Origin of the sequence: Trichlorobacter lovleyi, assembly GCF_015239775.1 — a bacterium.
Taxonomy (GTDB): domain Bacteria; phylum Desulfobacterota; class Desulfuromonadia; order Geobacterales; family Pseudopelobacteraceae; genus Trichlorobacter; species Trichlorobacter lovleyi_B.
Genome location: NZ_CP058409.1, coordinates 263171 through 286237, shown reverse-complemented (window position 1 = coordinate 286237; position 23067 = coordinate 263171). Strand labels below are relative to the sequence as shown.

The window sequence follows — 23067 nt, the reverse complement described above, 5'->3', positions numbered from 1 at the left end:
CCAATGGCACAGGCACAACAGGGCGATACCGTCCGGGTACACTACACCGGCACCCTGCAGGACGGTTCAATTTTCGACAGTTCCGAGGCGGCAGAACAGGACAGCTGCGGCTGCGACTGCAGCAGCTCCGGCGGCTGCGGCACCGGCAGCGACTGCGGCTGCGAACCGCTTGAATTCACCATCGGTGGCGGCAACGTCATCCCCGGCTTTGAAAAGGCGGTACTGGGACTTTCCGTAGGCGAGAGCATCAAGGTAACCATTCCTGCTGCCGAGGCCTATGGTCCCCGGCACGAGCAGATGGTTGCCGTGGTTGACCGGTCAGAGCTGAGCGGTGAGATCGAGCCGATCGAGGGACAGCAGCTTGAGGTGGTCTTGCAGGATGACTCATCCATGCCGGTACTGATCACCGAGGTAACCGAAACCACCGTGACCCTGGATGCCAACCATCCGCTGGCCGGTCAGGACCTGACCTTTGAGATCAAGCTGGTGGAGATCGTCTAGGATAGCTGCATTGCCTGCCTGACGGACCCGGTGCAAAAGCTTCGTGTCCGCCACCAATCAACTACAGCAGCTGCAGCAGACACAAAAGGGCTGTCCGGTAATCCGGACAGCCCTTTCTTTGCTTAAGCCTCATTCACCCGGCTACTTGCCGGCTGCGGCCACCGTTGACCCCACCGGTTCAACTCCGAACTCCTTACCGTCTGCGGGCGGATTGACGATCACAATCGTAAACGGAATGGTCTTGCCGGGCTGAACCTCCAGATTCGTCAGAGAATCGCCGAACTGGTTGTTCATGGCCGCCTCAATCTTCTCGGCCGGCATCTCGGCCAGCTGCTCTTTCGTCAGTTGATTGCCGGCATAGGCGGTCTTGGTGGCAACAGCCTGATTGGCAGCGCCAAAGACCATCCCTTTCACCTGCAGTGCCGCACGGGGCTTCTTGAAGTTATTCAGGGCTTCACCGGTAATGACCAGCAATTCACCGGCGGCAGCCTTGGGAACAAAATAGGCCTTGATGTTCTGTACCGTAATCTTGCCATCCTCAACCGGCGTTCCAGCCTTCCCGAAGAGGGAAACCTCCTTGGGGCCACCACTGATAAAGCTGTAGGCCATGTAGCCCAATACGCCGAGCACCACCACCGTGATCACCGCGATCAGGATCGAGAGGGTTGAGCTCTGACGGCGGCGGGAGGTGATTGAAGGCGGCGGTTCTTCTGTGGCGCCCGGCAGATCAAAGCTGATATCCGGCTTTGCAACATCCTGCTGCCGGACAACCGACTCATCTACCGGCGCAAACAGGGTGCCGGCCGGCGCTGTTGCCGAGGCCTCCACCGCAACAGCCGCAGTGTCACCGCTGAAATCCACCTCACCCAGGCTGAACGTATCGACCTCGGCGGCAGGAGCGGTTGTTTGGGGCTGCCCCATGCCGAAGTCAACCCCGGAGAAGTCAAGACCGTCACCAGAGGCTGCTGCAGACTGCGGGGCGGCATCATCAAAACTGAAACCGGTTTCAGCAGCAGCTGCTTGCGGGGCCATTGCAGCGCCAAAATCACTGAAGTCCGTTGTATCAATACCGGTTGGGGTGGCGACTGCCGCTGCTGGGGCCGTCCCAAAGTCAAAACCGGCCAGATCGATCTCACCGGCCTGGGTAACCGCTGACGAAGCCTGGTCGCCAAAATCAAACTCAATCTTTTGGGCCGTGCTGTCTGAGATCGACGATGAGGCCAGGGCATCACCAAAATCAAAGGCCGCTTCATCTGCTGCAGGCGGAGCCGCCACAGCTGCGCTACCGAAATCCAGGCTAAACTCCGGTGTCGGTTCAGCAACCTGCTGCTTCGGCGGCATGACCATGGTCATTTCGCCAAAATCAGCGGCAGCCGGGGCAACAGGGGGTTCGGTCGTGAAAGCGACATCACCAAAGTCAAAACTGCTGTCAGCTGCTGCTGCAGGCTGGTCAAAACTGAAACTGGCTGCCTCCGGGGTGGCAGCCTCCACCGGAGCGGCGCCAAAATCAAAGGCGACCTCAGGCTCTGCGGAAAAGCCGGCAACCTCTGGTTCCGGAGCCGGAGCTGCAGCCATGCGGACGGTTTCGTCGGAAGCAGGAAAGGAATCTGCCGCTGCCATGTCCGGCAGCATCGCCTCCGGTGCCTCGGCCTGTGCAACATCCTTGCGCACCGTAAAGACATGGCGACATTTGGCGCAACGGACCTTGACCCCCCGATCCGACACCTTCTCGTCATCAAGCTTGAATTTGGTCCGGCATTGTTCGCATTGAATGATCATCGCCAGCTCCCTGTCGGCAGTGATATCGTGAGTGCTCTTAACAGCTGAAAAATCAACGTATTGTGTAGCAGAATGACCCGCCGGTGTCAATTTATTCCAATTCCATCTCAAGGCCCTATCTTCGTTGGCTCGTCATTGGCTCCTCAACGTACTGCATGTACGCCTTCGTCGCCAATTTCCTCGCCGCCTTAATAGCATCCTTGATCTGGAATCGGAATTCTCAGCACTGTACCAGTGAACAGTGCTGCGCAACCGGACAGGCAGGGCAGCAGGCCGAGCTTGTGCCGTTACATCCCTCGGAAATCCCCAGATGACAGATTGAAAAGTCGTACTTGACCGGATCAAGCGGATCAAACTGCCTGAGTGCCGCAGTGATTTCGCAAGCCATACGCCAGTCCGGCGTACGGCGGCTGGTCAGCCCCAGCATCCGGCTGATCCGCTCGATATGCCGATCCACCGGGATAACCAGCTGGGCCGGACGCACCTGCTGCCAGAGCCCCAGATCGATACCATCCGCAGGGCGTACCACCCAGCGCAGGAACATACAGAGCCGCTTGCAGGCACTACCGCCGGACGGCGAAGGAAACAGAAAACGGAAGCTGCTTTCTGCCGGCAGGGCGGCCCTGCCGAAGAGCGGGCGATAATCAAAACCGGACACCGCTGCGCAAAAACCGTTCAAGGCCTGTTCCACCGTTGCTGCATCTTCTGGGTGGAACTGACAGAAAAACTTCTCAATACTGCCCTGCTGCTGCCGCATCAGCCGGATAGCCCAGAACAGGGCTGCCAGATCATCCGCATCGTTAAAGCGATGTTTAAAGCCGGCACAGAGTTGTGTGTCCCGCTTCGGATCAAAGCCATCCACAAAACCTGCCGGAGAATCACCCATGATGCTGAAAATACGGCTGAGACTGCCTTTGATCACCTTGACCGAACCGTAGGCAAACACCGCCGCCACCAGGGCGGCGACCTCCTGATCAGCCGGGGCAGGGTAACGGTGGCAAAAGGAAAGCGGGTCATTGGCCAGATGCTGCTGGGAACGGCTGGCGTAAAGCTGTTCCAGGACCTTTTTGAGGGAGCGGGGAGAGGGCAACTAGACCTCCGCCTCACGCAGGAACAGGGCTGCGTCCTCCGGTGAGGTCGGATTGATGAAAAAACCGGTGCCCCATTCAAAACCGGCAATCGAGGTCAGACGCGGCACCAGCTCAATATGCCAATGGTAATCATATTCAAGCGAGGTCCACATGGCCGGCTTGCCGGGACGTTTGTGCATGGGCGGGCAGGTATGCAGGATAAAGTTGTACGGGGCATCCTTCAGCACCAGCTTGACCCGCATCAGCATATCCTTCAGGGCCACGGCCAGCTCTGCCAGCTGCGCATCGTTCATCAGGGCAAAGTCGTGGCTGTGCCGTTTGGGGTACAGCCGCAGTTCAAAGGGGAAACTGGCAGCATAGGGGGCCAGAGTCACAAAATTGGAAAACTCCCGCACCACCCGTACCCCCTGCTCCAGCTCAAAGGCGATCAGGTCACAGAACAGACAGCGTTCCTTGTTGGCATAGTGGGTGCGGCAGACCTTCAGTTCGGTGGTGGCCACCGGCGGCAGCATCGGCACCGCAATCAGCTGGCTGTGGGAGTGGGCCAGTGAGGCACCGGCCCGTGCGCCGTGGTTTTTGAACAGGATCATGTAGCGGAATCGGAAATCCCGGCGCAGGTCCAGCAGGCGCGTACGCCAGGTAACCAGCACATCGGTCAGCTCTGCCGGTGCCAGATCAGCCATGGACTTGTCATGATCCGGTGTCTCAATAATCACCTCATGGGCACCGATACCGTTCATCACATCATAGGGGCCATGCCCCCGGTTTTCCAGCTCGCCTTCTATCCGCAGGGCCGGATATTTGTTGGGGATGACCCGCACCTTCCAGTTGGGGGTATTGGGCATGCCGCTGGGGCGGATGGCAAAGATCTCCGACGGGGTCTTGTCTTCATTGCCGTAACAGAACGGACAGGAGGTAACCGGCAGCGCCTCCGGCTCCGACTGAAAGTCCCGCGGACGGCGGCCCCGTTCGGTGGCAATAATCACCCAGTGCAGTTTTAATGGGTCCCAACGCAATTCGGACATATCGGTCTATCTCCTCGAAACCTCAACCCCCCTGTCCCCCCTTATCAGGGGGGAACGAGAGGGCAAACACCTCCCCTGACAAGGGGAGGTTGGGAGGGGTTAAATCAACCAGTCATTTGCTTCCAGATCCGGCCCTTCATACTGCAGCATCAACGGCGCATCCGACGGCCAGCGCCCGATCTCTTCACTGTTACGGGTCAGGGTCACACTGGCAAAGAGCTTGGATTTCGGCAGCAGATGCAGTCCTTCCAGCGGTATTGCCACCTCGCAGGTTCGATCAATGGCCCAGCGGCAGCAACTGTTAGTAGGGGTCCAGTTGCCCAGCTCCCTGACCAGTAACAACCCTTCCTCCATGCTGCGCTGCATCGGCAGACGGTATTCCCGGTCGGCAATCAGGTGCAGGGCCAGGATGTCGTTCTCTTTCAACAGGCGCGAGAGTTCCTGGATACCGTCAATTCTGAAGTAGAGCTGATCATGGTTATAGCCCCAGTAGAAGCCCTGCAGCAGACGATCAGACGAGTGCATGGCAGAACCCTGGCGGGTCAGGTCAAACAGTCCGGCTGCCAGCCATTCAAAGTAGTCGCCCACCCGGCCGTTGATCTCTGGCTCGATAAAACCGGCCGGTTCACGCACCAGACCTGCCGGGCTCTTCTTCTTGATCGGCTCCAGCAACTCCCGGGGCGGACTGATTCCCAGCATGGTGTAGATATTGGTGAGATGCTGACGGAACAGCCGGTCAAAACGATCGCTGTGGGGCGAGAAGTGATCGTCGCCAAACCACCAGAACCAGTCGCTTCCTTCGGCCGCGTAGAGCGAGGTACAGAGCAGGCGGGCCACCTGATCGCCATCCATGCCAGCATTGGCAAGCTGACGGGCAGCTTCGGGGTGATGTTCCACAATCGCCCGGCGGGCGCCTGCCACCAAATCCCAGGCCAGATTCTCCTCCGGGTGACCGATCCAGATGCCGTAGTTGGCATTGATCCATGAACCGGGATGAATCCGGTGCAGACGACCTTCAAAATGTGATTGGGCCAGGACATCACTACAGGTGGTCAGATTGAGATCCTGAGCCTCGGCAACAGCGGTATAGATACCGGAGAGGAAGTCATAGGCGTTGTCTGGATAAAACTCCCAGGCGTTTTCACCATCCAGAATGACCGGGATCACCTTGCCTTCGCTGCCCACCTGGCGGCCGATCTGACGCAGGCGTCCGGTAAAGTCGGCCACTGCCCGGCGGGCATCCCACTGGCTGTAGGTAAAGCCGATCAGGTCGGAAAGCTGGTGGTCACGGAAGAAGATCCCCAGATCCCCCTTGGCAGTGGCAAACCGCCAGGGATGGTAGAGCCGCTCATGATGCGGCCCCAGACCGCCATCCAGCGAACGGGCCAGCACCTCTTCATCGGTCGCCACCCAGTCGAGGCCGCACTCGCGGATCAACTGCAGGGCCTCGTCACTGACCGAGCCTTCAGAGGGCCACATCCCCCGGGGTGTGATGCCGAAGACCTCCTGGAAATAACGCAGACCATGGCAGATATGGGCCCGGGCATCCTCCGGATGGCGGAACCGTTCCCGGGGCAGCGTCACCCGTGGCATCGCCTCCCGTGCCAGCTGGGTGTCACACAAAAGCGGCAGAATCGGATGGAAATAGGGGGTGACTGACAGCTCGACCTGCCCTGAGGCATGCAACCGCTTGTAGAGCGGCACAATCTCGTTCAGCAGCTTGCGCTGGGTGGTAAACAACAGGGCCCGGTCCTCTGCGGTGTAACCCTGCCCCTTGGCCAACAGCTCCCGAAAGACAGGGAAACGCCGCCGGGCAGCCTCGCCGGTCCAGGCCAGAAAGAAGCAGACCTGCAGATCCTGCAGATCCTGATGGTTGAAATGCCGCACCCGCTCCCGCACCGCGCCAGCTTTCCCCTCGCCGGCCATGTAGAGCAGCTCAAGGTAGCGCCGGTGCGGCTCGATCATCCGCTGCCGGTTGGCGGAAAAGAAGTTCTCCAGCAGGAAGATCCGGTCGTCTTCCGACATATCTGCCGGATTCATCTGCCCCTTGATCAGAAAGGGGTCCACAGCCGTACCGGCAGCATACTCCAGTAACTGCTCAACCAGCGACGGCACCAGGTTAAAGACCGCCCTGGCCCCTGGCGTATCCTCCACAATGGCCGGCATGTCGTAATAATCCTTGATGGCATGCAGATAGGTCCAGGGCAGGGCATATTCCCCCTTGACCGGGTCCTTGTAATAGGGCTGGTGCATATGCCAGAGGAATATGACGTCAATCGGCGTGGTCACGGTTCAATTACTCCAGCTCTTTCTTCCACTTCTCAACTTTTTTCCGGTATTCATCCAGTAATTTGCCAGCGGTCTTTTCATCCTTTGCCTCGGCAAAGATATGCACGAAGGAGCTGTACTGATCCGGCAGCACCAGGGCCCAGTCATTATCAAACTGGACCTTGATCCCGTCGATAAAGGAGGCCTCCTGCTCCAGAGAGTCCTCACTCATCTTGCGCATGATCCCCCCCTTCATCTCAAAGGGACAGGGGATGCTGGTCTCCAGAAAGGCGCGGCTCGGTGCCTCTTCAATAACACGGGAGAAAGGGACGCCCACGGTTGCCCCCAGCTCCACCAGCTTGGCAATGGCATACATGCCGTCAAAGGCAGCCTGGAAGCGGGGGAAGGCAAAACGGCCATCAGGGGCTGCAGCCAGGATTACCTCGGATGAGGAGGCCGCCTCCAGCATGGCCCGGTCGCTGCTTTTGGTGCGGGTGACGCTGCATTTCTTCTTGAGCGCCATCTGCTCGATACTTGACGGCGCCTGTACCGGCACCGCAATGGTACCACGCTGGTCGGTCTTGAGCTGAAGGGCCACCACCAGGCTCAGGAGCTGGATCCCGTCGTAGATCGCCCCGGTTTCATCCAGCAGGGTAATTGATTCAACCGCAGGCTCCAGCCAGAAACCGGCTTGTGCCCCCAGCGAACTGACAATGGCTGAAAGCTGCCTGAGCCCTTCCTGCTTCGGCTTGGGGACGCAACCGCCACGACCGTCATCCACGTAGGCGTTCAGGGCAACCACGTTACAACCCAGCTCGTTCAGCAGCATCGGCAGCACCTGGCTGGCAGGTGAGTAGTTAAAGTCCACCACCACGGTCCAGGCTGCCTTGCGGCAGACATCCACGTTCAGGGCCCGCAGATAGCCTTCACGATAGAAATCAATTGCCTGGGGGATATCAATCAAGGCGCCCGGCTCAGTATGATGGGCACGCCGGAAGTTCTCCTTAAAGAAGATCCGCTCCAGGTTTTTGGCCATGTTGCTGGAAAAATCCAGGCCATCGCCATCCAGGAAGATGATCTCCATTGAGGCCGGATCATCGCTGGATTGGCGGAAGTGGAAGCCGCCCACCTCACCAAAGGTCTTCAGCTTGTAGCGGATCAACGGCAGCGAGGTCATGGTCATGTCCCGCACATTGACCCCGGCTGAAAGCAGTCCACCCACAAAGCAGCGTTTCAGCATGCGGGAGGAACGGTTGGCGTCCCTGCCGCCCAGCACATAGCTCCCCTTGGGCAGGGTGGTGCCATAGGCACAGCCCAGCTTGGCCACAAACTCAGGGGTCAGCTCCACATTGGAGAGCCCCTTGATGATCGCCCCCTCAAAGAGCGATTTTTTCCATTTTTCACCCCAGATCAGGTTGGCAGTCACCGTGGCGCCCGCCTCAATCACCTTGCGGGGCCAGATCTTGACATCGGACTTGATCTTGACATCGTCACCGATGGAGGTGTCATCGGCCACAATCACCCCTTCGTCCAGCACCGCATTCTGGCCCACCCGTACATTGGTGCAGATCACGCTGTCGGTAACCTTGGCCCCCTTCTTGACGTAGGCGTTATCCCACAACACGCAACGGTTCAGCTTGACCCCGGCCTCGATAGTGCAGTTGCGGCCGATGACCGAATCCTTGATCTGGACCTCGCCCCGGATCTGGGAGTTGTCGCCGATCACCACGGTGCCGGACAGACCGGCCGGCTCCTCAAGGGTCACATCGGCCCCGATCCGCAGGTCCTTGCCCACGAAATCCTGTTTTTCCTCATCAATCTTAAGGTTGACCCTGCCCTTGAAGATATCGTGATAGGCCTCGCGGTAGGAGTCAGTATTGCCGATGTCGCGCCAGTACCCCTTGGCTGAAAAGCCGAACAGCGGGTCGTTGTTCTGCAGCATCAGCGGAAACAGATCCTGGGAAAAGTCGAAGTTTTCACCTTTGGGGATATAGTTGAAGATCTCCGGCTCCAGCACATAGATACCGGTGTTGATGGTGTCGGAGATCACCTCGCCCCAGCCCGGTTTCTCCAGAAACTGGGTGATCCGCTTCTCCTTGTCGGTGATCACCACGCCAAACTGGAGCGGGTCCTTGACCGAGGTGAGGGTAATGGTGGCCATGGCCTTGTTGTCGGCGTGGAAATCAAGCACCTTTTTCAGGTTGAAATCGGTCAGCAGGTCGCCGGAGATAACCAGGAAACGTTCATCCAGATACTTCTCTGCCGCCTTGACCGCACCGGCAGTGCCCATATCCTCAATCGGGGTGACATAGGTGATCTTGACCCCGAAGTCGGAACCATCCCGAAAGAACTTTTTAATCACTTCAGGCTGGTGGTAGAGCAGCATCACCAGATCGGTAATGTCGTGTTTCTTGAGCAGTTCAACGATATGCAGCATGATTGGCCGGTTAAAGAGCGGAATCATCGGTTTTGGCATGCTGCTGGTGAGCGGTTGGATGCGGGTGCCGAAGCCGCCGGCCATAATCACTGCTTTCATAGCATCTCCTTGGCGGAACGGTCTTTTTCCGTTCTGGCCCAGCCACTCTCCGGAATGTCTTGTGCGGCGTACTTCGCACAGTACGCCTCCGCGCCATTCCTCGTGTGTCAGACCCGGAACGAAAAAAATCCTCGTTCCTCATGGGTTAGTATTGGTTCACTGCGTCGCTACATCCCCGTTGCCCGGCGTTGGGCCTTTTTGGCCAACACCCGCTTGATCTCCTCTTTCAACTCGGTCATGTCACCTGACTTGACCACGTAGCTGTCTGCCAGCCAGGCCGAGAAATCATCCTTGTAGCAGGAGAAGGCAGAACAGAGGATCACCGGCATATCATGACGCTCCTTGACAATTTTCTGCAACAGCTCAATCCCGCTCTCGTTCTTCAGCTTGATATCCAGCACTGCCAGGTCAAAAGCCTGCTGTTCCAGCTTCTCAACAGCCTCGGCAATGGTGGCAGCGGTCTCAACGCTATAGCCTTCATCTGACAGCTCTTCGCTGTAGAGCAGCCGGATATTGGCCTCGTCGTCAACTACCAGCAATCTGCTCATGGTTTTTCTCCTCCTTGTTGATGGGAAGTTTAATGGTATAGGTGACTCCCCCCTCTGGCGGCGCGACCACAATCAGGGGGATATTCTGTTTGTCCAGCATGCTGCGGCTTAACGCCATATTCAGGCCTGACCCCATCTCACAGGTTTCGGTAAAGGGGGTCAAGAGCGCCTCAAGCTCGTCTTCCGACAAGGTCCGGTTATGGTCCACGATCCGTACATCGACATGCTCCCCCTCCGCTCTGGTACTGATATCGATGGACCCGTTCTGCAGGCCGTCAATGGTGCTGAGCAGGATGTTGCGAATGCAGTAGGTGGTCTGCTTATAGTCGATATAGACCGGCGGCAGCTGGTCTCCGGCGTGAAAACGGCAGGAATAGTCCTGGGTCACGATCCGCTCCTGCACATCGCGCAGGGCGGACTCCACCAGCTGGTTGGGGTCCCAGAAATCACAGGAGGGAAACAGCGCATCGGAATAGGTCAGGATCTCCCCCAGCACCTCCTCCAGCTGGCGGGCCTCAGTGACAATCGACTCGATAAAGGTGCGTTTGGGATCATTACCGGGGGTGTTCTTGAGGATACTGCGGGCAAAACCGCCGATCACCATCAGGGGGTTACGGATGGAATGGGCAATGCTGGAGGTGATCCGCCCCACCAGCGCCATCTTCTCCATCCTGACCAGCTGTTCCTGCTGTTCCTGCAGGCGGGAGTTGGCCAGGCGCAGCTTGTCCACCTCTTCCTGAACCCGCTCATACAGCGAGGCACGTTCAATGGCGAAGGCAACCGGAAAGGTGAAGGTCTCAATTGAGCGCATATCCTGCTCAGAAATGGCCCGGTGGGTGATGAAGTTGTCAGCAATGATCGCCCCGACACGACGGTTACGGGCAATCAGCGGCAGCACCAGAAAGGTATCTACACCCAGGACGCGGGCGAACTCAGTATCCACATCGGGATCGTGGAAGGCGTCGCTGACCATGAGCGGTTTCCGCTCCTCCAGCGCACGTACGACAATATGCTGTTCATCATCAAGCGGGATAATCAGGCGTTCAAGGATGTCATGAAACTTGTAGCGTTCTGCGGTCAGTTTATGCTTCCGGAACTCCTGGGAAAGCCCTTGCAGATCCTGATCGCCTGACTCAATTTCATGCCAGGTCTGGCCAGCCTCTTCTGCCGAGCGTGGGCCAATGGCAAGGTGCCCCTTCAGGATATGGCGTTCCTTGTCGGCCAGGAGCAGAAAGGCCCGGTTCATACCAAAGCCCTTACCGGCCGTAATGGCGGTCAGGGCCACCGACAGGACTTCATCCAGGTCAACCGAGCTTTGCAGTACCGATCCCAGTTCATGCAGGAAGCGGACCTCAAGGGTTTTGGTATCAAGAAAGTTGGCCAGAGACTGGATCTGGGCCTTCTGGCGACGGTAATCCGCATGCAGGATGGAAAAAATCGGGGCCAGCGGGTGGCCGCTGTCACGGAAGCGGGCCAGATCGCGTTTGAACTTTTCGCACTCGCAGCATTTTTCAAGGATACGGCGGCTGCGGGATGACAGGAGATCTTCGTCTCCTTCGCCAATATTGGGACAGTCCCCCATGACAATGCTGTCCCGATCCCAGCAGCACTCCCATTCTGTTATCGCGGTAATCTCCATTTAGCTGGCTCCGGCACCAAGCATACCACGGGAATGCACAGGGTCAAGGGTCAAGGCCTGCGGAAAACAATGCCTTTTCACCTTGTACCGCCTTTATTGCTGGCTTCGTCCTACTTCACCTTCCAGGTTGTCCCCTGCGGTGTATCAAGAAGCTGGATATCCCGCGCCAGCAGGTAGTCCCTGATCTCATCACTACGTTTAAAATCCTTGTTTTTCCTGGCAGCGGCCCGTTCGAGGAGTAACCCATCAATTTCTTCCGGACTGATTTCCAGGTGCTGCGCCTTCTCAGCCTCACGGGCCGCCAGCCAGTCAGACGGTTTGATCAGGAACAGGCCCAGTACGGCACCGATCTCCGCCACAGCCGCCTGCAGTCGCTCAAGATCGGCACGAACAGCACTGCTATTGCCTCCGCCTTCCGCCAAAAGACGGTTCAGGGTGCGGACAACGTCAAAGAGGCTTCCCAGGGCCTGGGCCGTGTTGAAGTCATCATCCATCGCCTCTTTGAAGCGGGGCAGCAGACCGGCGACCTTTTCGGCAAACTCTGCTGCCGAAGCCAGCGGAGCGGTTGCGGTTGCAGGTTTTTCAAGTGCCAGATCCAAGGCGGCCAGCGCCTCATAGATCCGGGAAAGACCGGCCTGAGCCTCCCGCAGATTCTGGTCGGAGTAGTCCAGCGGTGAACGGTAATGGGCCTGCAGGATAAAGAAACGCAGCGTCTCGGGATCAAACAGCTCCAGCACCTCACGGATGGTAAAGAAGTTACCCAGCGACTTGCTCATTTTTTCGCTGTTGATATTAACGAAGCCGTTGTGCAACCAGTATTTGACAAACTGACAGCCATTGGCCCCTTCGGACTGGGCGATCTCATTTTCATGGTGCGGAAAGACCAGATCCTTGCCACCGCCGTGGATATCAAAGGAAGGGCCAAGAAAACGCATGCTCATGGCGGAGCACTCAATATGCCAGCCCGGCCGACCGGCACCCCAGGGTGACTGCCAGAACGGCTCACCCGGCTTGGAGCCTTTCCAGAGTGCGAAGTCCATCGGGTTTCGCTTGCGCTCATCGACATCGACCCTGGCGCCTGCCAGCATATCTTCAAGGTTACGGCCGGAAAGCTTCAGGTAGGTGGAAAAGGTCTCCACCGCAAAATAGACGTCGCCGTCAACGGCATAGGCGTGGCCATTCTCGATCAGGCGCTGAATGATCGCGACGATATCCTCAATATGATCCGTGGCCTTTGGTTCAATGGTGGGACGCAGCATCCCCAACCGGTCCATATCCTCATCAAAGGTGGCGATGTAGCGGTCGGCAATGGTACGGTAATCAGTTCCCTCCTGATTGGCCCGGTTAATGATCTTGTCGTCAATATCGGTATAGTTGCGGATATAGGTGACGTCATACCCGCTGAAACGCAGGTAGCGATAGATCATGTCAAATACGATACCGGCCCGGGCATGGCCGATATGGCAGAAATCATACACGGTGACACCACAGACGTACATGCCGACCTTGCCTGCAATACGGGGAACAAACGGTTCTTTCTCGCCACTGAGGGTGTTATAGAGACGCAACGCCATAAAAACTCCAGAGTTCCTGATTTTTGGCTACTTTGTCATGATTTTTGGCCGAAGGCAAGTGGTCAGCTCTTGCGGGGTATACAGCTGAATGGTACAGTAGCCGTTTAGGGGGATCCACATGGAAAAAATGCAGTATGAAGACCAGTTACGGCTGCTGGACCGCGGGGAGTCAGGGGAGATTCTTGAACTCCTGCTGCGTATCTCCCAGCAAGCCTCCCATGATCTTCAGTTTTTCAATCATTACAAGGAGGTGCCGATCTCGTCGGCTGCCGAGGTACTGTATCTCTTTGGCGACACCCTGGTCTGCCGCTCCAACCCGACCCAGACCCGTGCCTTAAAGGCCAGCCGGTATACCATTATCCGCTCCTCACGGCTTGGCCATGACGTCTATGCCTCGGCAGAGTACGATGCGGAAACAGACGAGATAACCCTGTCTGAATTTTCCTATGTCGAGGTGTTGCCGGACCGGCGCAACACCCTGCGGGTCAAGATCGGCGGCCTCTTCCAGGTGCCCATGGAGGCCGGCACCACCACCTTTACCGCCAAACTGAAAGACCTCTCCCTGGGGGGGTGTGCCCTGGAGGTGCCCGATAAAAGCCTGCTGGGAAACTTCACCTACTTCTATCTCAACCTGTCCTTTGACCTGAAAAACCAGCCCGACCCCCAAAAACTGCGGGTGATGGCCCGTCTGCTCCGTTTTGAAAGCAACCAGAATCCCTGCCGCTGTATCCTGTTGTTTGAACACGATCGCCGCAGTGAAGACCTGATCGGCAGGTATATTGCCCAGCGTCAGGCCGAGATCATACGTGAACTGAAGGATTAACCGGTACCTTCACCTGGAGCCGTCTGCAGAATACCCAGCCGGATAAACAGACTGAGCACTATGGGGTAGAATGGAATTTCTCAGTCAGGACTGGATGCACCTGGTCATACGGGTTCAGCTGAAGAGACTGCGGAAACTGCTGCTGAAGCTGCTCAGTCAGCCTGCGGGTCCTCAAAGGGCGCCAATGGCAGGATGACCTGAAACTCCGCCCCGCCATCGATGTTGCAGATCTTCAGACTGCCACCGTGGTTCTGGACGATCCGGTTGACAATGGCCAGCCCCAGCCCGGTACCATGACGTTTGGTGGTAAAAAACGGGGTAAAGATCTTACTCAGCAGTTCTTCGGGAATGCCTCCCCCGCTGTCGGCAATTGAGACGACCGCGCAGGGTCTGGCCCCATCCCCCCCGGCCTTGAGCGCAACCTGCAATCTGCCCCCCTGCGGCATGGCCTCCTGGGCGTTTACCAGAAGATTGATAAAGACCTGTTTCAACTGATTACCGTCCCCAAGCACGGTCCAGCTACCGGACGGGACAGAGGCCTCAAGGGCAATCTTCCGCTCTCCCAGCAGCACCACATAATCGTCCAGGCATTCCTTGACAACCCGCTGCAGCTTACACTCCTGAAAGCAGATGGTCGGCTTGCGGGAAAAGGCCAGGATATCCCCCAGAAGCCGCTCAAGCCGGTGCGATTCACTGATAATGGTATCCAGGTAATGGCGTTGCGGGGTGTCCTCCGGCAGCATGCGCCCCAGACGGGCCGCGAAACCGCCGATGGTGATCAAGGGGGTCTTCAGTTCGTGGGAAATTGACGCAGCCATTTCACCGATCGCCGCCAGATGGGCACCATGCACCAGACGTTGCCGGGTGTCCTGCAATTCGTTGTGGGTCTCCTCAAGATTGCGGTACAGGCGGGTGTTTTCGATTGCCATGCCGGCCTGATTGGCAAACAGCTGCAACACCTTGAGTTGTTGATCGTTAATGGGCTGATGCTTGAACGGATTATCCACAATGATCACGCCGATCAGATTATTACGGGTGACCAACGGCACCGCAACAAAGGAACTGATCCCGAAACGGCTGATAAAATCACAGTCCTGACAGTTGAGACACTCCAGATCATCAATGCGATACAGCCGTTTGTTTTCAACAACATGTGACACGATCTGACAGCCTTCCGACAGATCAATCCTTGTTTCACGCACCTTCTGACACAAATCGGACTGCATCTGCCGTGCGATGGCATCCGGATCAAGATCCCAATAGCCCGACAAAGGGTTGTCCGGGTCGGAGAAGACCACGCGAAAACCATCCGTGCTCGAGCGGCAGATGCCCAGCATCCCCTGCAGCATATCTGTCTTCTGATTGTAGAGGAACAGCATGGCCCGGCAAAACAGGCCGTTGTCTTCGCAGACCAGGGCGGAGAGGATCAGGTGCAGCAGCTTGTTAAGCTGCATGGTGGAAAGCAGGGTGCTGCTGAACAGATAGAAAAGCTGGAGATCCCTCTGGGCCTGCAGGGTCTCCGTTATTGGGGCAGAGGATTTCTGGATGGTAGTGTCAGGCATAGGAAACCCTGCAATACAACAAGTATCAAGCTACCGGTGGACGGGACACAAAATCAAATCAGAGCCGTTTTTCCCTTTCCTCAGCTTCAATCTTGCAATCGATGCATTGCGTGGTGACCGGACGGGCTTTCAGGCGCGCCTCACTGATCTCGCCACCGCAATCCTCGCAGATGCCGTAGCTGCCATCGTCAATCCGTTCCAGCGCCTCCCGGACCTTGTTGGCCAGCTTGCGCTCACGGTCACGAATCCGCAGCTCAAAGGTACGATCGGACTCTTGCGTGGCACGATCGGTCGGATCGGGGAAATGGGAGGCATCGTCCCCCATCTCCTGCACGGTCTTATCCGCTTCTGACAGCAGCGCCTTCATCTCTTCCTGGAGCAGCTGACGAAATTGTTCAAGTTTCTCGGCGTCCATGGCTCTCCTCACCTACATCAGCTATAATTGATCAATTTTAAGTGCTTTGAACGCCCAAGTCCAGTAAAAAGTATGTTACAGCAGGAACTGCAGCACCTCCTGCACCGTCGCTACGCCGTGCAGCTCCAGTCCCGCCTCGGAGAGCCGCCTCAGATTACCGGCAGGCAGGATGCACTGCTGGAAACCAAGTTTCGTGGCCTCACCCAGCCTCGGCTCCGGCTGGTTAACGGCCCGCACCTCACCGGCCAGACCGACCTCGCCAAACACCACGGCACCGGCTGCAACCGGACGATCCAGGTGACTTGAGGCCACCGCCAGCAACATGGCCAGATCAGCTGCCGGTTCATTCAGCCGGGCACCGCCGGCCACATTCAGGAAGATATCCTGCCCCCCCAGGTGCAGCCCGGCCTTCTTTTCCAGCACCGCCACCAGCAGCGCCAGACGGTTACTGTCAACCCCGATAGTGGTCCGGCGGGGCGTCCCGTAGGCGCTGGGGGTCACCAGGGCCTGGATCTCGACCAGCAGGGTGCGGCTACCCTCCAGCGAGGCGGTCACCACCGAGCCGGGGGCATCAAGGGGACGCTCGGACAGGAACAGCTCGGATGGATTGGCCACCTCGGCCAGGCCGCCGGACTTCATCTCAAAGACACCGATCTCATTGGTAGAACCAAAGCGGTTCTTGACTGCCCGCAGGATCCGGTAGGGGTGGCCGCGATCACCCTCAAAATAGAGCACCGTGTCCACCATATGCTCCAGCACCCGCGGTCCGGCAATGGCACCGTCCTTGGTGACATGGCCGACAATAAAGATCGGAATGCCGCTGCCTTTGGCCAGCAGCATCAGCCGGCCGGCCGACTCCCGCACCTGGCTGACCGAACCGGGGGCAGATTCCAGTGCCTGGGTCCAGACGGTCTGGATCGAGTCCACCACCACGGCCCGCGGCTTGAGTTTCTCCACCTGGGCCACGATCTCTTCCAGCCCGTTCTCAGCCAGCACCAACAGCGGTCTGCCGCTCACCCCCAGCCGTTCGCCCCGCAGACGGGTCTGGGCGGCCGACTCCTCACCGGACACATACAGCACCGCTCCGTCAGCCGCCAGGTGGTGCATCGCCTGCAGCAACAGGGTTGACTTGCCGATGCCGGGATCGCCGCCGATCAACACCAGTGATCCGGGCACCAGACCGCCACCCAGCACCCGGTCCAGCTCGCCAATGCCGCAGCCCAGCCGCACTTCCGCCTGGGGCGGCACCTCGCCAATCGGCAGGGCAACGCTCTTGCCCGGCAGCTGCCGGCCGCTGCGGACAGCTGCTGCTGATGGCTGCTGCTCCTCCAGCATGCTGTTCCAGGCTCCACAGTCAGGGCATTTGCCCAGCCACTTGGGAGACTGACAGCCACACTGGCTGCAACTGAAAACGGTTTTTTGACGCACAACTTCACCTCCGGCGGCACGATCACTGCATATTCAACAGCAGCACCAGCACTCTAACAGAGCCGTTCAGCCCCTACAACCGCTGAATTGCAGCTTGTATACACAAATCCGGTTTGGTATACTGCGCGACCTTAAAAGAGACAGGTGACTCAATAGTAGGCATATGGTTACAAGGAGACTCAGATCATGATCGGCACTATTGAAATAAAAACCGGTATTCACTGGCTGGGAGCCCAACATCCCGAGCTGCGCGTCTTTGACGACCTTTTCCCCACTGAGCACGGCACCACCTACAACAGCTACCTGGTACAAGGCAGCGAAAAGATCGCCCTGATCGACACGGTCAAGATCAAATTCGTTGACCAGTTCATGGACAAGCTCAAATCCCTGGTTGACCCTGCCAAGGTTGATTACATCATCGTCAACCATGCCGAACCGGACCACTCCGGCTCCCTCTCCTTTCTGCTGGAACACTGCCCCAATGCAACCGTGGTCTCCACCCAGGCGGCCAAAAACTTTGTGGGCAACATGATCCACAAACCGTTCCAGTCAAAGACCGTCAAGGATGGCGAGACCATTGATCTGGGCGGCCGCACCCTGCGCTTTATCATGGCCCCCTTCCTGCACTGGCCGGACACCATGTTCACCAGACTGGAAGAGGAACATATCCTCTTTACCTGCGATGGCTTCGGGGCCCACTACTGCAACACCCGCAGCATCTTCAACGATGAGATCGAGGACTTCACCTCGGCCCGTGAATTCTATTTTGACTGCCTGATGCGCCCCTTCAAGGACAAGGTACTGGCTGCCATTGAAAAGATCCGCCATGACGTGATCGACATGATCTGTCCCAGCCACGGTCCGATCATCCGTAAAGATCCCTGGCGGGTGATTGAACAGTACGAGAACTGGAGCAAGCCGAAATCCTTTGGCAAAAAGGTGCTGGTGTTCTATATCTCTCCCCACGGCAGTACCGAAAAGATGGCCCAGGCCCTGGTTGCAGGGGCTGCACGGGACGAGATCGAGGTGGCCAGCCACCACATTGTCGGGCTGACCGACAATGAGCTGCGCGACCTGATGGAGGAGGCTGATGCCCTGGTCTTCGGCGTGCCGACCATCAACCGGGATGTGCCCAAGCCGATGTGGGATGTGCTGGCCTACCTGAGCACCATCAAGCTCAAGACCAACCTGGCAGCGGTCTTCGGCAGCTATGGCTGGAGCGGTGAGGCCTGCAAGATGGTGGAAGAACGCCTGAAAGGGATGGGCTTCAAACTGGTCAGTGACCCGGTCCGGGCGGTCTTCACCCCAACAGCGGACGCCCTGGAACAATGCCGCGCCCTGGGAGCCGCCGTATCGGAAGAGGTGGCAAAAAAGTAACCCCCCTCATCCCCCCCTTGTCAGGGGGGATGTTGACTCCCTCCCTGACAAGAAGGGCTGGGGTGGGTTGATGTGCGAAGGGCGGCCAAACTGGCCGCCCTTTTTTATCCCCCCCAACGCCTGAACAGCTGATGTTCCACCCCCAGCTGATCCAGCAGCTTGCCCACCACAAAATCCACCAGCTCGCTCACTGATGCAGGTCTATGGTAGAAAGCTGGCATGGCCGGAATGATCCGTGCCCCGCACTGGGAGAGCTTCAGCAGATTCTCCAGGTGGATGGTCGAAAACGGCGTCTCCCGCGGCAGCAGCAGCAACGGGCGATGTTCCTTCAGCATCACATCCGCTGCCCGTTCGATCAGGTTGGCGGAGATACCATGGGCAATCCGCCCCAGCGTGCCCATGCTGCAGGGGGCGATCACCATGGCATCCGGCGCAGCCGAGCCGCTGGCCTCCGGCGCCCAGAGGTCAGTCACAGCACGGATGGTCAAACTGGCGTCCGGTAGTTTCCACTGCTGTTTCAGTGCCTCGGCGTCCCCAAGCTCAAGCCCGGTTTCATACCGGCAGACCTCCAGACCGCTCTGACTGGCCACCAGGGGCACCTGATGGCCGCCACGCAGCAACTCTTCCAGCAGGCGCAGGCCGTAGATACTGCCTGATGCACCGGTGATGGCCACAAGGATCTTCATATCCCCTACTCCCCCCACTCCTCATGTCCCAGAGGTTGGCGATTCAGCTCTTCCCTGTACTGCCGCCATAACGGCAGATACTGATCCATTAATCCCTTGAACCGGTCGTTATGGTATTTCTCCAGTAGATGCACCAGCTCATGGACAATGATGTACTCAAGGCAGTGTACCGGCTTCTTGATCAACTCCAGATTCAGCCAGATTCGTTTGGCTGAAGGATTACAGGTTCCCCAGCGGGTCTTCATCCGTTTGATACCATACTCAGAGACCTGCACACCGATAATCTGCTCCCACTTGGCCACCAGTTCCGGCAGCTGTAGCTTCATCTGTCTGCGGTACCAGTTGTAGAGCAGTGCCTCGCGGTAATCGCTGCCATGGTCGGGCGATACATGCAGCTCAAGAGTGCCATGGCGCAGCAGCACCGCAGGTCGCCCGCCGGTGAGCAGGACATTCAGGCGATAGCGTTTCCCCTGATAGTAGTGGGTCTCGCCGGTGATGTACTCACGGGGGGATTGTCGCTCCTGAGCTGCAAACTTTGCCTGATGTTTTTTGATCCAGCCCAGCTTGCCGATCACCGCCAGCCGGATCGCCTCCATACTCATCCTGCTTGGAGCGGCCACCCGTACCCTGCCGTCAGGCGGATAGACCCCGATATGCAGATTCTTGATCGCCTTGCGCACCACCTCAAGCGTAATTCCGCTGACCTCGATCTGCTTTGTCTTAGTAGTCATGCTGCTTTTTTACCAGCTCAAGGATATCGTCAGTACGTGTTTCATGCTCATGCAAGGCAGCCTTGATGGCGTTCTTGACCTTCTTAACCTTAATGACGTTGTCACGCCAACCATCCTGCATGCTCTCCTTCACGGCATGGTCCACGGCAACGGCCATTATTTCATCCTTGTCGAGGTTGTCATAGAGCGCCTGCTTGGCTCTGGTATTGAGACCGGCAGGATAGCTCTTGCCCCCAGGATTTTTGGCCTGCCTTGTCAGAGCAACGATCTTTGCCAGATATTCCTGATAGCTGATCGCCTCCTGGCGACGCTGCTCGATCAACGCCTTCAACAGTGCCGACATCTCTTCATAGTATTTGGGATTGATCGGGTGCTCATTGATAATCAGCTTGCGGACGTTATTCTCAATGGTTTCGGCAGTGGCATTTTTATTTGATCGAATAGACCTGGGTAACGCCTCTACAGCATCCTCGCCCCGCTTCACAATCAGTTCCACCAACGACAGGTCATCAAAAGCGGATATTTTCTCGCTCTCATCAGCCCGGATATAGGTATCAATCAGGTGCCGCATGGCAGGCTCGTACATCTTCAGGTCAATGTAGTCGCCACTGGCCAACTTCACCTCATTGCGCACCTTGTCAAAATGATCAACCTCGTGCTGGATGGTGACGAGCTCTGCAAGGGTATATCCGGCATCAGTCAGTTCACTGGCCAGATTGGCAAAGGCCCGCAGCAGGGTAGCGGTCATCTTATACAGAGCCAGACGTTTCGGCTCGTTCTCTTTCAACTGCTCGGCATTGCCGGATTCAACAGCGCAAAAGAATCGCAGGTAGGCTAATGTATCCTTTGGCAATGCCACCGGTTCGCAGAGTGCCTTGATCGCCTCCCGTGCCTCTTCCAGATCTTCCTTGGCCTTGGTCAGGCGATCTTCCAGCAGTCCGGCCACATCTTCCCTGTCATAGCCGTCCAGCGCGCCGGAGGTATAATCCTGCACCGCCCCCTCCAGCTTTCTGAACAGATCCTTGTAGTCAACGATGTAGCCATACTCCTTATCATCACCATCCAACCGGTTCACCCGGCAGATGGCCTGGAACAGGCCATGGTCACGCATCTGCTTGTCGATGTAGAGGTAGGTGGCCGATGGAGCGTCAAAACCGGTCAGCAGCTTGTCTACCACAATCAGCAGCTTCATCTGCCCCGGTTCATCAAGAAACTTCTTCTTTACCTGATCCTCAAACAGCTCCACCTTGTTGACCGCTGCCTCCGGCGCCTCATTGAACCAGTCCGCCAGCATGGTGCGGTAGATATCGTACTTACGCAGGTTGTCGGTCTCGCCGTCGCCGGTGGTCTCCCCCTTGGTGTCACTCACCTGCGGTTTGTAGCTGGTCACAATGGCGCATTTGCCCTTCAGCTCGGTCTTGCTAAACAGCTCAAAGTATTTGCATGCCTCATAGATACTGCCTGCCACCAGCATGGCGTTACCCCGGCCGTCCATCAGGCGCGGTTTGGTGTTCATATCGATCAGGATGTCGTTGACGATCATCTCCAGCCGTTCCTTGCAGGAGAGCACCTTCTGTAACGTGCCCCAACGAGCCTTCAGCTGTGCCTTGGCCAGATCGGTCAACCCTTTGGTTTTGGCCTCAAACCAGTCATCAATCTTCTTCTGTGACTTCACACTCTGGTCAATATCCCGCGCCTCATAGCGCAGGTCCAGCACCACCTTGTCCGCCACTGCCTCGTCAAACTTGTAGGTGTGGATATAGCGGCCAAACACCTCAATGCTCTTTTGCTTGTCGGCCTTTAAAAGCGGTGTACCGGTAAAGCCGATGAACAGGGCATTGGGCAGAATTGCCTTCATGGCCTTGTGCAGCTCGCCCGACTGGGTGCGGTGGCACTCATCCACAAAGACGTACAGATTACCCTTGGCCGTAAAACCAGCGGGGAGTGCCTTTTTTACCTCTGCAACATAGCCGTTTATATCACCAACCTCTTCACCATCCTCTTTGCCGCCAAACTTGTGAATCAGCGAACAGAGCAACCACGGCGCAGTGTTGTTAAGGGTGTTGATCAGATCAGCGCCGCTGACCGTGCGGTAGATCTCTTCATGCACCCCCTTGAAGACCTTTGCTATCTGGCCATCCAGTTCAGTGCGGTCGGTGATGATCAGCACCCGGCTGTCGGAAATGTTCTCCCGTATCCACTTGGCCAGCCAGACCATGGTCAGGGATTTGCCCGAACCCTGCGTGTGCCAGATGATACCGCCTTCGCGACGTCTGACATGATCCTGTGCAGCACGGACACCAAAATACTGATTATGGCGGCAAAGTTTCTTTGTGCCGCTGTCAAATACCACAAAGTCGTGGATCAGCTCCAGCAGGCGGGTTTTGTTGCAGATCTGGAGCAGCCCTCGATCAAGCAGGTTTTCGACTGGACTGTCTTCCTTCCAGGTCAGGTAATACTTCTCCGGGGTTTCTATGGTGCCGTAGCGCAGCCCCTCTGTATCGTTACCAGCCATCACCAGTTGCATGGTGGAGAAAAACGGTTCGATAAAGACCCTTTTCTGGTTATCCAGATTCTGGCGGATACCTTCAGATACTGAAACAGTGGAGCGTTTCAGCTCCAGCACCCCAAGGGCGATGCCGTTCACGTACAGCACAATGTCTGGCCGCTTGGTGCTGGCCGTGGCATCGGCACCTTTAACAGTCACCTCTTCAGCAATGGCAAACCGGTTGTTCAGCGGGGTGGCCCAGTCAATCAGCCAGACCGTGACGGTGTTCTCCCCCACATCCGGCTTCACCTTTACGCCGTAGCGCAGCAGGTCGTAGACCTCTTTGTTGCGGTCATACAACTTCTTGCTCTGGTCAGTGGCGGCTTTATCAAGCTGGTGGAGGGTGCGGGAGATAAGAGAGTCGTCGTAGCCCTGTTTCTTCAGGAAGGTGCGGAGCAGGTCAGGCTCTACATTGCGGTTATTTTCGCAGTCGTGCCGGTCACCAAGGTAGTCGTAGCCCAACTGATCACGGAACAGCGTGACGATACGCTGTTGGGTTTTCTTTTCGATCTGGCCGACGGTGGACACTGGCATAG

17 protein-coding genes are annotated in these 23067 nt (G+C 57.3%); 3 read left to right on the top strand and 14 right to left on the bottom strand.

The window, feature by feature from the left end; all coding sequences use genetic code 11:
* Positions 1-3: 3 nt before the first annotated feature.
* On the top strand, positions 4-501 hold the full coding sequence (locus FY034_RS01360) for an FKBP-type peptidyl-prolyl cis-trans isomerase (RefSeq protein WP_265553183.1): 498 nt from the start codon (positions 4-6) through the stop codon (positions 499-501).
* A 141-nt stretch (positions 502-642) separates the two neighbouring features.
* On the opposite strand, the gene FY034_RS01355 is transcribed toward FY034_RS01360, so the two are convergent.
* The 8 genes from FY034_RS01355 to cysS form a co-directional block, all read right to left on the bottom strand.
* Entirely contained in the window at positions 643-2280 is a 1638-nt protein-coding gene (locus tag FY034_RS01355) for a DUF3426 domain-containing protein (protein ID WP_265553182.1), read from the bottom strand.
* A gap of 220 nt (positions 2281-2500) precedes the next feature.
* Entirely contained in the window at positions 2501-3370 is an 870-nt protein-coding gene (locus FY034_RS01350; RefSeq protein WP_265553181.1) for a TIGR02757 family protein, read from the bottom strand.
* Complete coding sequence (gene galT / locus FY034_RS01345; protein WP_265553180.1) at positions 3371-4396, bottom strand: galactose-1-phosphate uridylyltransferase; 1026 nt, start codon at positions 4394-4396, stop codon at positions 3371-3373.
* Positions 4397-4495: 99 nt separating this feature from the next.
* Positions 4496-6685: a glycoside hydrolase family 57 protein gene (locus tag FY034_RS01340; protein WP_265553179.1), complete on the bottom strand. Its 2190-nt coding sequence runs from the start codon at positions 6683-6685 to the stop codon at positions 4496-4498.
* 7 nt (positions 6686-6692) lie between these two features.
* A complete protein-coding gene (locus tag FY034_RS01335) occupies positions 6693-9200 on the bottom strand; it encodes a mannose-1-phosphate guanyltransferase (RefSeq protein WP_265553178.1) in 2508 nt (835 codons plus the stop codon).
* Positions 9201-9367: 167 nt separating this feature from the next.
* Positions 9368-9748, bottom strand: a complete 381-nt coding sequence (locus FY034_RS01330) for a response regulator (protein ID WP_265553177.1) — start codon at positions 9746-9748, stop codon at positions 9368-9370.
* Positions 9726-11387 (bottom strand): sensor histidine kinase, encoded by a 1662-nt coding sequence (locus FY034_RS01325; RefSeq protein WP_265553176.1) that lies wholly within the window; start codon positions 11385-11387, stop codon positions 9726-9728. Before FY034_RS01325 ends, FY034_RS01330 begins: the two co-directional genes overlap by 23 nt.
* 110 nt (positions 11388-11497) lie before the next feature.
* On the bottom strand, positions 11498-12961 hold the full coding sequence (gene cysS, locus FY034_RS01320) for a cysteine--tRNA ligase (protein WP_265553175.1): 1464 nt from the start codon (positions 12959-12961) through the stop codon (positions 11498-11500).
* Positions 12962-13079: 118 nt separating this feature from the next.
* On the opposite strand from cysS, the gene FY034_RS01315 reads away from it, so the two are divergent.
* The gene (locus tag FY034_RS01315; protein ID WP_265553174.1) at positions 13080-13784 is read left to right on the top strand and encodes a PilZ domain-containing protein; all 705 of its coding nucleotides are present in this window, start codon (positions 13080-13082) and stop codon (positions 13782-13784) included.
* A gap of 152 nt (positions 13785-13936) precedes the next feature.
* Here FY034_RS01315 and FY034_RS01310 read toward each other — a convergent pair whose 3' ends face one another.
* The 3 genes from FY034_RS01310 to radA all read right to left on the bottom strand — a co-directional run bounded on the left by FY034_RS01310 (position 13937) and on the right by radA (position 17189).
* Positions 13937-15346, bottom strand: a complete 1410-nt coding sequence (locus FY034_RS01310; protein ID WP_265553173.1) for a GAF domain-containing sensor histidine kinase — start codon at positions 15344-15346, stop codon at positions 13937-13939.
* 58 nt (positions 15347-15404) lie between these two features.
* A complete protein-coding gene (gene dksA / locus FY034_RS01305) occupies positions 15405-15761 on the bottom strand; it encodes an RNA polymerase-binding protein DksA (protein ID WP_265553172.1) in 357 nt (118 codons plus the stop codon).
* A gap of 75 nt (positions 15762-15836) precedes the next feature.
* Positions 15837-17189, bottom strand: coding sequence for a DNA repair protein RadA (gene radA, locus FY034_RS01300; RefSeq protein ID WP_265553171.1), 1353 nt, complete (start codon positions 17187-17189; stop codon positions 15837-15839).
* Positions 17190-17375: 186 nt separating this feature from the next.
* Between radA and FY034_RS01295 the strand changes: the two genes are divergently transcribed.
* Complete coding sequence (locus FY034_RS01295) at positions 17376-18566, top strand: FprA family A-type flavoprotein (RefSeq protein WP_265553170.1); 1191 nt, start codon at positions 17376-17378, stop codon at positions 18564-18566.
* A gap of 104 nt (positions 18567-18670) precedes the next feature.
* Here FY034_RS01295 and FY034_RS01290 read toward each other — a convergent pair whose 3' ends face one another.
* The 3 genes from FY034_RS01290 to FY034_RS01280 are packed head-to-tail and all read right to left on the bottom strand — an operon-like array spanning position 18671 to position 23065.
* Entirely contained in the window at positions 18671-19252 is a 582-nt protein-coding gene (locus tag FY034_RS01290; protein WP_265553169.1) for a UbiX family flavin prenyltransferase, read from the bottom strand.
* 5 nt (positions 19253-19257) lie between these two features.
* Positions 19258-19983 carry a M48 family metallopeptidase gene (locus FY034_RS01285; RefSeq protein ID WP_265553168.1) on the bottom strand — a complete coding sequence of 242 codons (726 nt, stop codon included), beginning with the start codon at positions 19981-19983 and terminating at the stop codon, positions 19258-19260.
* Positions 19973-23065: a type I restriction endonuclease subunit R gene (locus tag FY034_RS01280; protein WP_265553167.1), complete on the bottom strand. Its 3093-nt coding sequence runs from the start codon at positions 23063-23065 to the stop codon at positions 19973-19975. Before FY034_RS01280 ends, FY034_RS01285 begins: the two co-directional genes overlap by 11 nt.
* Between the last annotated feature and the right edge of the window lie 2 nt (positions 23066-23067).